The 14,311-nt window shown below is 62.4% G+C and carries 12 protein-coding genes; 4 read left to right on the forward strand and 8 right to left on the reverse strand.

Annotation, left to right across the window (positions count from 1 at the left end; genetic code table 11):
• Window positions 1–146 precede the first annotated feature (146 nt).
• A complete protein-coding gene (locus tag WMW70_RS19400) occupies window positions 147–449 on the forward strand; it encodes a DUF1883 domain-containing protein (RefSeq protein ID WP_090256153.1) in 303 nt (100 codons plus the stop codon).
• A gap of 11 nt (window positions 450–460) precedes the next feature.
• Here the strand turns inward: WMW70_RS19400 and WMW70_RS19405 are convergent, their stop codons facing one another.
• Entirely contained in the window at window positions 461–1,786 is a 1,326-nt protein-coding gene (locus WMW70_RS19405; RefSeq protein WP_341439103.1) for a diguanylate cyclase domain-containing protein, read from the reverse strand.
• Window positions 1,787–1,865: 79 nt separating this feature from the next.
• Window positions 1,866–5,582: a methionine synthase gene (gene metH, locus WMW70_RS19410; RefSeq protein ID WP_341439104.1), complete on the reverse strand. Its 3,717-nt coding sequence runs from the start codon at window positions 5,580–5,582 to the stop codon at window positions 1,866–1,868.
• Between the two features lie 167 nt (window positions 5,583–5,749).
• Between metH and WMW70_RS19415 the strand changes: the two genes are divergently transcribed.
• Window positions 5,750–8,029, forward strand: coding sequence for a fatty acid cis/trans isomerase (locus tag WMW70_RS19415; protein WP_341439105.1), 2,280 nt, complete (start codon window positions 5,750–5,752; stop codon window positions 8,027–8,029).
• A 103-nt stretch (window positions 8,030–8,132) separates the two neighbouring features.
• Window positions 8,133–8,717, forward strand: coding sequence for a Fe-S biogenesis protein NfuA (nfuA, locus tag WMW70_RS19420; protein WP_341439106.1), 585 nt, complete (start codon window positions 8,133–8,135; stop codon window positions 8,715–8,717).
• A gap of 68 nt (window positions 8,718–8,785) precedes the next feature.
• On the opposite strand, the gene WMW70_RS19425 is transcribed toward nfuA, so the two are convergent.
• The 6 genes from WMW70_RS19425 to WMW70_RS19450 form a co-directional block, all read right to left on the reverse strand.
• Complete coding sequence (locus WMW70_RS19425; RefSeq protein ID WP_341439273.1) at window positions 8,786–9,958, reverse strand: MFS transporter; 1,173 nt, start codon at window positions 9,956–9,958, stop codon at window positions 8,786–8,788.
• A 39-nt stretch (window positions 9,959–9,997) separates the two neighbouring features.
• Window positions 9,998–10,246 carry a DUF1272 domain-containing protein gene (locus tag WMW70_RS19430; RefSeq protein ID WP_341439107.1) on the reverse strand — a complete coding sequence of 83 codons (249 nt, stop codon included), beginning with the start codon at window positions 10,244–10,246 and terminating at the stop codon, window positions 9,998–10,000.
• Window positions 10,247–10,271: 25 nt separating this feature from the next.
• On the reverse strand, window positions 10,272–11,267 hold the full coding sequence (locus WMW70_RS19435) for a GlxA family transcriptional regulator (RefSeq protein ID WP_341439108.1): 996 nt from the start codon (window positions 11,265–11,267) through the stop codon (window positions 10,272–10,274).
• A gap of 123 nt (window positions 11,268–11,390) precedes the next feature.
• Complete coding sequence (locus WMW70_RS19440) at window positions 11,391–11,660, reverse strand: hypothetical protein (RefSeq protein ID WP_341439109.1); 270 nt, start codon at window positions 11,658–11,660, stop codon at window positions 11,391–11,393.
• 206 nt (window positions 11,661–11,866) lie between these two features.
• A complete protein-coding gene (locus tag WMW70_RS19445) occupies window positions 11,867–12,688 on the reverse strand; it encodes a hypothetical protein (protein WP_341439274.1) in 822 nt (273 codons plus the stop codon).
• Between the two features lie 50 nt (window positions 12,689–12,738).
• Window positions 12,739–13,818 (reverse strand): patatin-like phospholipase family protein, encoded by a 1,080-nt coding sequence (locus WMW70_RS19450; protein WP_341439110.1) that lies wholly within the window; start codon window positions 13,816–13,818, stop codon window positions 12,739–12,741.
• Window positions 13,819–14,001: 183 nt separating this feature from the next.
• Between WMW70_RS19450 and WMW70_RS19455 the strand changes: the two genes are divergently transcribed.
• A complete protein-coding gene (locus WMW70_RS19455) occupies window positions 14,002–14,310 on the forward strand; it encodes a PepSY domain-containing protein (protein WP_341439111.1) in 309 nt (102 codons plus the stop codon).
• The last annotated feature ends 1 nt before the right edge of the window (window position 14,311 follow it).

Consider the following 14,311-nt stretch of genomic DNA (forward strand, 5'->3'; position numbering starts at 1 on the left):
CTACCACCGGGTCGATTGCGGTGGTATCCGTCGGCAGGGGCGGACGTCGGTTGGGGAGCGGAAAAGCGCGTATGGCTTTGCTCAAGCCGCTCGGGACACTCATACTAGCGCCTTGATTGGCCTGACCTAGCTGTGCGGAGCGGTAGATGAAATTTATACACCAGCGCGAACACCTCAACGAAGACGATGTCGTCGTGATCGAGTGCTCGCAGACCTGCAATATTCGCCTGATGAGCGATGCCAACTTCCGCAGCTTCAAGAATGGTGGCCGGCACACCTATCACGGCGGCGCATTCGATACCTTCCCGGCGAAGATCACCGTACCCAGCAGCGGCTTCTGGAATATCACCATCGATACAGTGAGTCGCAAGGCCATCAGCGTGACGCGCAAGCCGACGCTCAAGCATTCGATCAAGATCGTGCGCAAGTCCACTTCGCGCCTGAGCTGAGTGCGCGGGCGCTACTCGGTGCTGGCGTGTTGCGAGCTGTCGTTGCCCAGGCGGTACTGGTTCTCGCCGCTGCGCTTGGCTTCATACATCGCCAGGTCGGCGATGTGAATCAGCCGGTCCATGCTCGGCGTGTGGTCCGGGAATATAGCGATACCCAGGCTGGCACTGATGCGCTGTGGGCTGTTGGCGAGATCGAGTGGGGCGGCTAGCGCCGCGAAGATCTTCTCGCCGATAGCGCGGGCTTCCTCCTCTAGGCTGCCGTTCAAGGCCAGACCTTCGAGGATGACCACGAATTCATCGCCGCCGATGCGTGCCACGCTGTCGGATTCGCGTAGTGCGCCCTTGAGTCGTTGCGCCGTGGCGACCAGCACCTGATCACCGGCCGCATGGCCGTGAGCATCGTTGATCGCCTTGAAACCATTGAGGTCGATAAACACCAGGGCCACGCGCGTCGCATTGCGCCGCGCGCGCTCCATGGCATTGCCCAGGCGATCTTCGAACACCAGTCGGTTGGGCAAGCCGGTCAGCACATCGTGATGCGCCAACTGGTGTAGCTGCTGAGTCCAGGTTTTCTCTTCGGTGATGTCGCGTACCACGCCCATCATTTTTACAGCCACACCCTGCGAGTTTTTCACCACGTTGCCGGTTTCGCGTAGCCAGCGCACGCTGCCGTCCGCCCAGACCACACGGTATTCCTCGTCGTGGTTCTCGCCGGACTCAATACAGCGCAACTCGCCTGCACGCACACGCTCACGATCATCAGGGTGCACGCTGGCGCAAAACAGTTCGTAGCTCGGCGTTACCGCGCCCACTGCATGGCCGAACATGGCGTAAATTGCCTCAGACCAATACAGACGGTTGGTGTCGATATCCCAATCCCAGGTGCCAATCCGGGCGAAGTACTGGCTGCGTTTGAATCGCTCGACATCTTCCAGTGACCGTCCAGGCTCGCTGCCCGGCTGCAGCAGGATAAGCCGGTCTGCGTGGCCAGCCCCCAGGCACGAGACTTCAAGTGGCAATCGACTGCCGCTAACGCTGACTATCTGCCGGCCTGGTGTCGTGCCAAGGGGCTCGACTGCATTGAGTTCCGGCAAGCAGTCGGTCAGGCGTAAGCCAAGCAGCTCGTCGCCGGCTTTATCTAGCAATTGGGATGCCGCCAGGTTGTGCTGGCGAATAATTCCGGCGCGGTCAATCAGCAGTACGCCATCGGCCAGTTTGTCGAACAGCTGACCGTGGATTTCCAGCCGTTGCCGGGCCCGACGCTCACGACGGATCAGTCTGACCAGCAGGGCCAGGAGCAGCAGGGTGGCGGCGAGGGCGAAGATGATTAGGAACATGCACTTCCGCGTCGCAAGGTGGCTTGAGTTCCCTGAGTGAACAGGGAAGTAGCGCAGGCATTATGCCTGCGCTCATTCGTTAGTTGTCATATCCCAGATTGGGTGCCAGCCAGCGTTCACTGACGTTGAGATCCTGCTTCTTGCGCTCGGTGTAGCTTTGCACCTGGTCCTTGTCGATCTTGCCCACGGCGAAGTACTGCGCCTGCGGGTGGGCGAAGTACCAGCCACTGACCGAGGCGGCGGGGAACATGGCGTAGTGCTCGGTGAGGAACACGCCGCTGCGGCCGGCCTTGTCGAATTCGGCGATGGGGTCGAGCAGATTGAACAGGGTCTTCTTCTCGGTATGGTCCGGGCAGGCCGGGTAGCCGGGAGCTGGGCGGATGCCCTTGTAGGCTTCCTTGATCAGCTCGTCGTTGGAAAGCTGCTCTTCCGGATCGTACCCCCAGTAGTGGGTACGTACTTCTTTGTGCAGCCATTCGGCGCAGGCTTCGGCCAGGCGGTCGGCCAGGGCCTTGACCATGATCGAGTTGTAGTCGTCGCCGGCCTCCTGGTAGGCCTTGGCCACTTCTTCGGCACCGATGCCGGCGGTGGTGATAAAGCCGCCGACGTAATCGGTGATGCCGCTGTCTTTCGGCGCGACGAAGTCGGCCAGAGAGAAGTTCGGTTTGCCGTCCGGCTTGATGGTCTGCTGACGAAGGTGATGCAGCTTGGCCAGGGGCTTGCCGTCGTCGCCGTACAGCTCCAGATCGTCGTCATTCACCTGGTTGGCCGGCCAGAAACCGAGTACGGCGCGGGCGCTGATCAGTTTTTCGTCGATCAGCTTGTTCAGCATCGCCTGGGCATCTGCGAACAGTGCGGTAGCGGCTTCGCCAACCACTTCATCGGTCAGGATGCGCGGGTATTTGCCGGCCAGGTCCCAGGAGATAAAGAACGGCGTCCAGTCGATATATTCGGCCAGCACCTTGAGGTCGATATTTTCCAGCACCTTGACGCCGGTAAAGCTCGGCACGGTCGGCTGATAGGTCGCCCAGTCGAATTTGGGTTTGTTGGCGACCGAGGCGGCGTAGCTCAGACGTTCGGTGCGGGCGCTGCGGTTGGCGGTGCGCTCGCGCACTTCGATGTAGTCGAGGCGGGTGCGCTCGACAAAGTCGGCCTTGAGTTCTTTGGACAGCAACTGGGTGGCCACGCCCACAGCGCGTGAGGCGTCGGTGACGTAAACCACGGCATCGTTCTGGTACTTGGGCTCGATCTTCACCGCGGTGTGGGCTTTCGAGGTGGTCGCGCCGCCGATCATCAGCGGCAGGCTAAAGCCCTGGCGCTGCATCTCGCGGGCGACATGCACCATCTCGTCCAGCGATGGGGTGATCAGGCCAGACAGGCCGATGATGTCGCACTTCTCGGCGATCGCCGTTTGCAGGATCTTCTCCGCCGGCACCATCACGCCGAGGTCGACGATGTCGTAGCCGTTACAGCCCAAGACCACACCGACGATATTCTTGCCGATATCGTGCACATCGCCTTTCACGGTCGCCATCAGGATCTTGCCCTTGGCTTCCGGCTTGTCGCCTTTTTCCAGCTCGATAAAGGGGATCAGGTGACCGACCGCCTGCTTCATCACTCGGGCGGATTTAACCACCTGCGGCAGGAACATCTTGCCCGCGCCGAAGAGGTCGCCAACCACGTTCATCCCGGCCATCAGCGGGCCTTCGATCACTTCGATGGGGCGCGCGCACTGCTGGCGGCATTCTTCGGTGTCTTCGATGATATGGCTGGTGATGCCCTTGACCAGCGCGTGCTTGAGGCGATCGACCACACTCCAGGTGCGCCATTCCTCGGTCTCGACTTCCTTGACGCTGCCGTCGCCCTTGTAGTTGTCGGCAATCGCCAGCAAGGCCTCGGTGCCGTTCGGCGTGCGGTTGAGCACCACGTCTTCCACCGCGTCGCGCAGTTCCTTGGGAATCTCGTCGTAGATTTCCAGCTGGCCGGCGTTGACGATGCCCATGGTCAGGCCGTTCTGGATCGCGTAGTAGAGGAACACCGAGTGAATGGCTTCCCGCACCGGGTTGTTGCCACGGAAGGAGAACGACACGTTGGACACCCCGCCCGAAGACAGGGCGTGGGGCAGGTGGTCGCGGATATAGGCGCAGGCCTCGATAAAGTCGACCGCGTAGTTGTTGTGTTCCTCGATGCCGGTCGCCACGGCGAAGATGTTCGGGTCGAAGATGATGTCTTCCGGCGGAAAGCCCACTTCATTGACCAGAATGTCGTAGCTGCGCTGGCAGATCTCGCGCTTGCGCGCGGCGGTGTCAGCCTGGCCGGCTTCGTCGAAGGCCATTACCACCACGGCCGCGCCGTAGCGCTTGCACAGCTTGGCGTGGTGTTTGAACTGCTCGACGCCTTCCTTCATCGAGATCGAGTTGACGATGCCCTTGCCCTGGATGCACTTGAGGCCGGCTTCGATCACTTCCCACTTGGAGGAGTCGATCATGATCGGCACGCGAGAAATGTCTGGCTCGCCAGCGATCAGATTCAAGAAGGTGACCATGGCCTTCTGTGAATCGAGCATGCCCTCGTCCATGTTGATGTCGATCACCTGGGCACCGGCTTCCACCTGCTGCAGGGCGACTTCCAGGGCTTCGGTGTAGTTGTCCTCGCGGATCAGGCGGGCGAACTTGGCGCTGCCGGTGATATTGGTGCGCTCGCCGACGTTGATAAACAGCGAGTTGCGGTCGATGGTGAAGGGCTCAAGACCGGACAGGCGGCAGGCCTTGGGAATATCCGGAATGGCGCGCGGCGGGTATTTGCTCACCGCTTCGGCAATCGCCTGGATATGCGCGGGCGTGGTGCCGCAGCAGCCGCCGACTATGTTCAAGAAGCCCGAGGCAGCGAATTCTTCCACTACCACGGCCATTTCCGCCGGGGTTTCGTCGTATTCACCGAAGGCGTTCGGCAGGCCGGCGTTGGGGTGGGCGGAGACGTTGGTTTCCGCCTTGGCCGCCAGTTCTTCCAGGTACGGACGCAGGTCCCTGGCACCGAGGGCGCAGTTCAGGCCCACGGAGATCGGGTTGGCGTGGCGCACCGAGTTCCAGAAAGCTTCGGTGGTCTGCCCGGACAGGGTGCGGCCGGAGGCGTCGGTGATGGTGCCGGAAATCATGATTGGCAGTTCGACGCCGTCGTCCTCGAATACCTGCTGCACGGCGAAGATCGCCGCCTTGGCGTTGAGGGTGTCGAAGATGGTTTCGATCAGGATCATGTCCGCGCCGCCTTCGATCAGGCCGCGGGTGGCTTCCACGTAGTTTTCCACCAGCTCGTCGAAGGTGACATTGCGGTAGCCGGGGTTGTTCACGTCTGGGGAGATCGAGCAGGTGCGGCTGGTTGGGCCCAGGACGCCGGCGACGAAGCGCGGGCGATCCGGGGTTTCCAGGGTCTTTGCATCGGCCACACTTCGGGCCAGGCGTGCGCCTTCGACGTTCAGCTCATACACCAGGCTCTCCATGCCGTAATCGGCCTGGGACACCTGGGTGGCGTTAAAGGTGTTGGTTTCGAGAATGTCGGCACCGGCATCCAGGTAGGCCTTCTCGATCGCGCCAATCACGTCCGGGCGGCTCAAGATCAGCAGGTCGTTGTTGCCTTTTACATCCTGCGGCCAATCGGCGAAGCGCGCGCCGCGGTAGTCCTCTTCCTCCAGCTTGTAGCTCTGGATCATGGTGCCCATACCGCCGTCGAGGATCAGGATGCGTTCCTTCAGGGCTTGCTGGAGAGCTTGGAGGCGGGCGCTGCGATCGGACAGAGACATGGAGAGAACTACCTGGGACGCGTGAAAAAAGATGCGCGATGATAACAAAGCTGCACGCTTTTGCAGTGGTCTGCGCTTTTACATGAATTTCGCTCATGTTCGCCGATTGGCCTTGTTGAGCCCGTGCCGGCTAGAATCGGGTCCTGAGCCATTTTAGAGACGCCTCCATGGTCTGCCGCTTACTGCTTGGCGTGTGTTGTTTGTTCATCGGCTCATTGCAGGCGGCTGAACCCATCTCCTACAGCCGCGATATCCAGCCGATATTTACCCAGCATTGTGTGGCCTGCCACGCCTGTTACGACGCCGCCTGTCAGCTCAACCTGGGCAGCGGCGAAGGCGTGCAGCGCGGTGCCAGCAAGGCTGCGGTGTACAACGGCACGCGCACCCAGGCGCAGGCCACCACGCGCCTGTTTGTCGATGCCCATGGCCCGGCGGCCTGGCAGCGCAAGGGTTTTACCTCGGTGCTGGATGCGCAGGGCAGTCAGGCAGCGTTAATGGCGAGGATGCTGGAACTGGGCCATCGGCAGCCGTTTGCTGCCAATAGCAAGCTGCCGGCGACGCTGGATATCGGCATCAAGCGGGTCAACCAATGCCCGCTGCCGCAGGAGTTCGACGAGTTTGCCCGGAACAATCCGCAAGCCGGCATGCCGTTCGCGGTCACAGGTTTGACTGAGGCCGACTACCAGACGCTGCAGGCTTGGATAGAACAGGGCGCGCCGGTCGATCAGCAGGCGCTGCAGGCCAGTGCAGCCGAGGCCCAGCAGATCGCCAGCTGGGAAAGCTTTATGAACGCCCCCGGTGCCCGCGAGGCGCTGGTTTCGCGTTGGCTGTATGAGCACCTGTTTCTCGCCCATCTGCATTTTGCCGGCGGTGAGCCTGGGCATTTCTTTCAGATGGTGCGTTCGCGTACCCCCAGCGGTGAGCCGGTGGACGTCATCGCCACGCGCCTGCCCAACGAGGACCCCGGCAGCGAGTTCTATTACCGTCTGACGCCGGTGCAGGGGGTGATAGTGCACAAGACTCATATCACCTATGGGCTCAGCGCGGCTAAGCTGGCGCGGGTCAAGGAGCTGTTCTTCGCCAGCGACTGGCAGGCGGATGCGGTGCCGGGCTATAGCCTGCAGCGCCGCGCCAACCCGTTCGAGACCTTCGCGGCGATTCCGGCCCAGGCGCGTTACCAATTTATGCTGGATAACGCCGAATACTTTGTGCGCACCTTTATCCGCGGCCCGGTGTGTCGTGGGCAGATCGCCACGGATGTGATTCGCGATAATTTCTGGACCCTTTTCCAGGACCCGCAGCACGACCTCTATATCACCGACCCCGAGTACCGTGAGCAGGCCAAGGCGTTGCTGGCCGTGCCCGGGCTGCGGGATAGCCTCAGTGACTTTCTCGGCCTGTGGCGCTCCTACCGCGACAAGCGCAATGACTATGAAGCGCTGCGCATGCAGCGCTATGCCGATGCGCCCGGGCCGAGCTGGTCGCATATCTGGGCCGGTAATGACAATGCGTTGCTGTCGATCTTCCGCCAGCATGACAGCGCCTCGGTGCGTAAAGGCCTGATCGGCGAGGTGCCGCAGACCCTCTGGTGGCTGGATTTTCCGCTGCTGGAGCGCACCTATTACCAGCTGGTGGTGAATTTCGATGTGTTCGGCAACGTGTCGCACCAGGCGCAGACGCGGCTGTATTTTGATCTGATCCGCAATAGTGCCGAGGTCAACTTCCTCCGCCTGATGCCGGCCGAGTCGCGCCAGGGCTATCTGAATGACTGGTACCAGAGCAGCGGCAAGCTGAAGATCTGGCTGCATTACCAGGCCATCGATAGGAAAAGTCCGAGCGCCCTGCGCCTGCCTGGCAACGACCCCAAACGCAGCTTTGTCGAGACTCTGCTGGAACGCTACGGCAGCCTGAATGCGCGGCCGGATCCGATCAACCGCTGCACCGGCGCGCATTGTCATCGCCCAGGGCTGGACGCCGAGTTGCAGCGCGTCGAGCAGTCCCTGAGCCTGCTGGCAGCCAAACCTGCGGGCACGCTCAAGGTGATCGATCAACTGCCCGAGGCAACCTTGTTACGGCTGGAAATGGCCGATGGCCGGCGCGAGGTTTACAGCCTGCTGCGCAACCGCGCGCACAGCAATGTGGCCTTTATGCTCGGGGAGGAACTGCGCTATCAGCCGGCGCTGGATACCCTGACGGTGTATCCAGGCGTGCTCAGCAGTTACCCGAACTTTATCTTCAATGTTCAGGCGGAGCAGACGGCTGAGTTTGTTGCGGCGCTGGAGCAGGCCCGTGACGCCGCGGCCTTCGAGAAAGTCGTCGAACGCTGGGGCATTCGCCGCACGCATCCCGAGTTCTGGCGCTATTTCCACGATATGTCGGCGTATATCCAGCAAACCGAACCGATCGAAGCCGGGGTGCTGGATATGAATCGCTATCAGAACCTTTGAAATAAACGGGATTATTACTGCGCTACTATCCCTACCAATTTACTAGGACTTTGCCGGCATGGCCGACTGGCGTACACTGCGCCCATGTTTGCGAGGAGTTGCCATGAGCACCATTACCATTACCGACGCTGCCCACGACTATCTGGCTGATCTGCTGAGCAAGCAGAACACCCCGGGCATCGGCATTCGCGTATTTATCACCCAGCCGGGCACCCAGTACGCCGAAACCTGCATCGCCTACTGCAAGCCGGGCGAACAGAAGGCTGAAGACACCGCCCTGGGCCTGGCCAGCTTTACCGCCTGGATCGACGCGGTCAGCGAGCCCTTCCTGGAAGACGCCGTGGTCGACTACGCCACTGACCGCATGGGCGGCCAGCTGACCATCAAGGCACCGAACGCCAAGGTGCCGATGGTCAACGAAGACAGCCCGATCAACGAACGCATCAGCTACTACCTGCAGACCGAGATCAATCCCGGTCTGGCCAGCCACGGCGGTGAAGTCAGCCTGATCGATGTGGTCGACGACGGTATCGCGGTATTGAAGTTCGGCGGTGGCTGCCAGGGCTGCGGCCAGGTCGACCTGACCCTCAAGGAAGGCATCGAGAAGACCCTGCTTGAGCGCATCCCGGAGCTGAAAGGCGTGCGTGACGTCACCGACCATAGCAACAAGGAAAACGCCTACTACTAAGGTGCGGGCCAAATAAAAAGGCGACCCAGTGGGTCGCCTTTTTGCTGCCTGTGATTTACGGATTGAAGTTAAAACGAGGCTTGTGGCGCGCTACGCCTAGCCGGCAGCAGCATCAGCATGGCCAGGCCGACCAGGGGCAGGATCACCAGGTTGAGCGCGCTCCAGCCGAGGCCGCTGATCAACACGCCGGCGCTGAATGCGGCTCCCGCGGCCAGCACGCCATTGATCAGCTCCATTAGACCCTGGGCCTGGCCGCGCTGGGTGTCGTCATGGCCTTCGGCAAGCAGCGTGGTGCCGGCGACCAGCATCAGGTTCCAGCCCAGCCCGAGCAGCAAGGAGCTGAATAGAAAGTGCAGCTGTTGCAGGCCACTGAGGGCGACAGTGGCGCTGCCCAGCAGTATCAGCCCGCCCAGCAGGGCCACTCGGCGGCTGCCGAGGCGGTCGACCAGAGGGCCGGCAAGGAAGGCGGGGAGAAACATGCCGAGCATATGCCACTGGATCACCTGGGCGCTGCTTTCCAGGGCAAAGCCGCAGAAGTTCATGGCCAGGGGCGTGGCATTCATCACCAGGACCATCAGACCATTGCCCACCGCGGTGGTGGCGATGGCTGCGCGTATCACCGGGTTGCCCAGAAGCTGGCGTAACTCTTTGAGTCCGGCCTTGGCCCTGGGCGGGGCAGCGCCTTCGCGCAATCTGCTCAGCAGGAGCAGGGCCAGCAGGGCGAGGGAGGCGATCAACAGGTAGGCACCGACAAAGGGCCGGTCCAGCAGCTTCCCTGCCCCCAGCAGCAGGCTTGGCACCAGCAGGGCTGCCAGCACGCCGCCGCCAATGACGTAGGCGCTGGCGCGACCTTTCTCAGTCGCACTGACGGCTTCCAGCGCGGCAAAGCGGTAGTACATCGCCGACGCCTGATAAGCGCCGATGGGCAGGGCTCCCAGACAAAACAGCAAAAAGTCGCCCAGCCACACGCCCAGCGCGCTCAGCAGGCCGCCCAGCACCCCGGCACCGGCTCCGAGCATCAAGCCGGGACGCCGGCCATGGCGCTGCATAAACAGCGACAGGGGCTGTACGGTGAACAGGTTGCCCAGCATCCACAAGCCCAGCGGCAGGGTGGCCAGGCTATTGAACGGGGCCAGTTGCAGCCCCACCAGGGCGGTCAGGGTGATGCCGATCATCGAGCACGACCAGTACAACGCCTGGCCGGCAAACAGCAAACGGATAGAGGAATTGCGTAACAGCAGCATCGGTGGGCTCCCGGGACGAGTTTGGCTAAGCGATGGTTAAACCTTGGCCTTACAGCCAGCAGGCTTGAGTACCCGCTCAGTGGAGGCGGGGAAGTGTTCCAGCTTGGCGGCCGGGCGGGGCGGGCGGCTCAGCAGTTCGCCGCCGCAGTTCGGGCAAACGCCTTGCAGACGGTCGCTGGCGCAGGTGCGGCAGAAGGTGCACTCGAACGAGCAGATCAGCGCATCTGGCGAATCGCCAGGCAGGTCGCGGTCGCAGCATTCGCAGTTGGGGCGTAGTTGCAGCATGGTGGGCTCCCTGGGTTTGAGGCGGTCAGGCGAAGCGTTCGCTGTATTCCTGGGGGCTGATACCCAGGTGTTTGTGAAAGCTGCGCCGCAGGTTTTCCGCATGGGCGAAACCACTCAGGCGCGCCACGGTGCCGATCGAGGCCTGGGCGCTCTGCAGCAGGGTGCGCGCGGTTTCCAGGCGAATACGTTCGACATAGCGGCCAGGCCCCATGCCCAGCTCCTGGACAAACACCCGCGACAGCGTGCGCGGGGTCATATGAGCCTGTTCGGCCAGGGCCGCCAGGGACAGGTCGTCGCTCAGGTGCAGGGGGATCCATTCGAGCAGGGCGCTCAGGCGCGGCACGCGGCTGGGCTCCGGGGTCAGCAGGGCGCTGAACTGGGCCTGCCCACCGGGGCGGCGCAGAAACATCACCAGGCGTCTGGCCACCGCCAGGGCGATGGGCCGACCCAGGTCGGCTTCGACCAGGGCCAGTGCCAGGTCGATGCCGGCCGTGACCCCGGCTGAAGTGAAGATATGGCCGTTGCCGGCGGGGTCCTGGGGATCATAGGTGTGCAGACAATCGTCGGCGATCTTGACCTGCGGATGGCGTGTACGCAGCTGCTCGACATCGGCCCAGTGGGTGGTGGCACGGCGGCCATCGAGCAGGCCCGCGGCGGCGAGGATCAGCGCGCCGGAACACACCGAACCGAGGCGGCGCACCTGGGGGGCGGCAGCGCCCAGCCAGGCCAGCAGTGGCTCGTTATGACATTGCGCCTGTTCACCCAGGCCGCCAGGAATAAGCAGGGTGTCGATCTGCGCCGGATCGGTCTCGCCCCAGGCCTGCTCGGCCACCAGCTGAAAGCCGGCCGAGGTGGCAACGGCTCCGGGCTGTTGAGCGAGTACCAGCAGGCGATAGAAAGGCGGCAGGCCCTGACGTTGACGCTCGTCATTGGCCGAGGCGAAGACCTGCAACGGACCGCTCAGATCCAGGCTCATGACATTGGGGTAGAGCAGGCAGGCGATGGTCTTCAGGGCATCCATGGAGGGGTTCTCGAGCGGCGATGGATGCAGTGTGCGCCGATCGAGTAAATGGCAACAATGACATTAAGCCCACAGATATTGCCATTTCCGCTCGCGCCGGTTGGGCGCGAGCGAAGGGGCGGATTACTCCGGCATGCTCCAGGGTTCCAGGGCAAAACCTTGCTGGCTGAGCTGTTCGCGGGACTGTTGCAGCAGGTTGGCGAACTGCACCGGGTCGCTGTAGACCGTGCTCGACAGCTGGGTGCGACCGAGCAGGCGGGTGCTGGTGCGGTCAATCACGCTCAGGCTGAGGTTGCCGGTGCCATCCTGGGGAGCCCAGGCGACACACTGGAAAGGTTTAAAGGCGCGGTCGGCAATCAGCAGTGCTTCGTTAAAACGCAACGGGGCGTTCATGGGGTCGGTTTCTCCGAGTTGATCCCAAATCTACAAGGGCAGGCGGTCAATTCACGCTTGCCAGTCATAGATGTTGATGACCGACCCTGACCCTCAAGTCACATAGTTGATGAAAAATGCAAGAAATTGTCCGATTAATCACATTTTCATGGGCAACGCCGCGGTTGGCGTGACCTGTGAGCGATCTGCCGGCTGAGTCCGCAGGCTTAGCAGGCGCTTAGCAGTTGGCGCAGGTAACGGCCGATATAGCGCTGAAAACGCTTGTCGTGCCAGTAGGTCAGGTGGCTCAGGGGTGTGTGCCGGGCGTACCAGGGGCCGACCGGCATGGCGCGGTCCTCGGCGACCACCGCGGCGTAGCTGGGCAAGGGCCGTAGCGGGTAGCCGAGCGGGTCGGCCGGGGCATAGAGATTGAGCCAGCGCGCCTGCTCACGTACTGCGTTGGGCAGGCAGTTGCCGGGAAAGCGGATCGGTATCACCGGGTCACAGGCGAAGGTAAACAGCGGGATATTGCAGCCGAAGGTGATCAGGCCGCTGAGGGTTTCCAGGGCCAGAAAGGGATCGAGCGGACAGCTTTCGGCCTGGTTGATGCGTTGTTGGTCCCAGGCGAAGTTGGAAAAGATATGCCCGCCCAACGAATGCGCCAGCACCACCAGCGGGGTGTCGGCATCCACCTTGGCGCGCAGGGCCAGTAGGCCGTTGCGCAGGCACTGATGGACTTCTTCGTAGGTGGTGTCGTAGGCCTGGCTGACCTTGCGGTAGCCGCTGGCGTCGCCGAGAAACAGGGTGACGATGCGTCTGAGCCAACGCCAGCGCACCGGTTGGTCGCGCAGGCTCTGCAGGTAGGCGTACTGGCGGTTGTCCAGCACGCTGGCCCAGTAGAGGCTCTGGAAGGCCACGTCGCTGGCTTCGATACCGAGTTGCTGGCGCAGGCCGGCAATCAGGCCCTCGGCGAAAACGTGCTGGCCCTCGTCATTACGCTGGTCGGGCTGGGTGCCGATGCCATGAATAATGGCGACTGCGAGTTTTATTCTGGCCATCCGTGGTCATGCCTCGATTACTGCTTGATCGGTGAGGGCGGCTATAGCGCTTGCAGGCGTTCGTCCAGACGGCCGCTGTCGACCAGTTCGAGAAACTCGTCGCCCAGGCGCTGGCTTTCGGCCATGGCCTGCTGCCAGTAACGCTGACGGCCGGCATCGTCGCCCAGGTAGCGGCTGAAGTCCTTGCGGTCTGGCAGTTTGCCATGAGGCAGGCGGGCCAGGTAGTCGCGTGATGGGGCCAGCAGCACGACATCCTGCAAACGGTTGCTGTCGCCACGACGCCAGGGCATGCCCTTGTCGAACCAGCCGGGGATCACCTTGTCGGTGAAATGCGGGTAGAGCACGATGTCGTTGCCGCTGTAGGGCAGGTCCAGGTGATAGTCGAGCAGGCCGCCATCGCGGTAGGTGCCAGGGCCGGCCCCGGGAATATCGCGTACGCCCTGCATGACCATGGGGATGGAGCCGGAGGCGAGCAGGGCATGGCGCAGGTTGGCGCTATCGAGTTGCAGGTAGCGCGAGGGGAAGTCGTGCAGCGCAGTCAGCGGCGGTGCCTGCCGGGCATCGTGCAGGATTACCCGCTCGAAGTGGCGGGCCAGGCGCGCGCGGCCGAGCAGGTTGTTGCCGATCACCGAGGACAGGCCCAGGCCGAGGGCCCCGCGATGGTCGTGCTGGAGCAGGCCGTGGCTCTTCACCACCACGATGTTCAGGCGGTAATGGGCATTGCTGAGGATGCTGGCATCCTGGGCCTGCAGCAGCTGTTCGAGCATCAGGCTGCAGCTTTGCGACACCTCGGCCATGCTCACACCCTTGGCAAAGCGCTGGGCGGTATAGAGTTCGCCCAGGCGGCGAATACCGGCCGCGGCATCTGGCAGGCAAGCGCTGGCAAAGCGCCAGGAACCGATGGACGCGCCGATCAGGGCGCGCTCGCGTGGCGCGCGCAATAGCCAGTCGCCGAACAGGGCCAGGTCCAGTCCCTGGATGCCCAGGGCCTTGGGGCCGCCGGCAGCACCGGGCAGAATGCCCACATCCGCCGGTTGCAGGCCCTGCTCGCGAATACGCGCAAGTGCCCGTTTGCCGGCTTTGATAGTCAGGGCTGGGGACTTGATCAAGATCGCACTCATGCTGGCCTCCGTTGCGCAAGGCAGCGATTATAGAGCGCTGTTTTCCCAGACCAAGCCACTTCAGCGCATGAATGATGCAAGCATGCAGGCGGGTAATTGGCGGCCGTCTGGGTTTTAAGCTTGGATTAAGTCCGTTGCAGTACCTTGGGTTGCGTAGAAAGCTATTGCGTAAGGATATTCACGATGAACCGATTGACCGCTTTATTCACCGCCGCTGCCCTGGCCCTGACTGCGGGCCTGGCCCAGGCTCGCGATCTCGGTCCGGACGAGGCGCTCAAACTGCGTGACGCCGGTATCATCCAGACCTTCGAAAAACTCAATGCGGCAATTCTGACCCAGCATCCCGGCGGCACGATCGAGGAGACCGAGCTGGAAGAAGAATACGGTCGCTATATCTACCAGGTCGAAGTTCGCGACGCCCAGGGCGTGCAATGGGACGTCGAACTGGACGCCACCAACGGGCAACTTCTGAAGAACCAACAGGACGATTGAT

The sequence above is a fragment of the Pseudomonas sp. XK-1 genome (assembly GCF_038069885.1).
Classification (GTDB): Bacteria; Pseudomonadota; Gammaproteobacteria; order Pseudomonadales; family Pseudomonadaceae; genus Aquipseudomonas.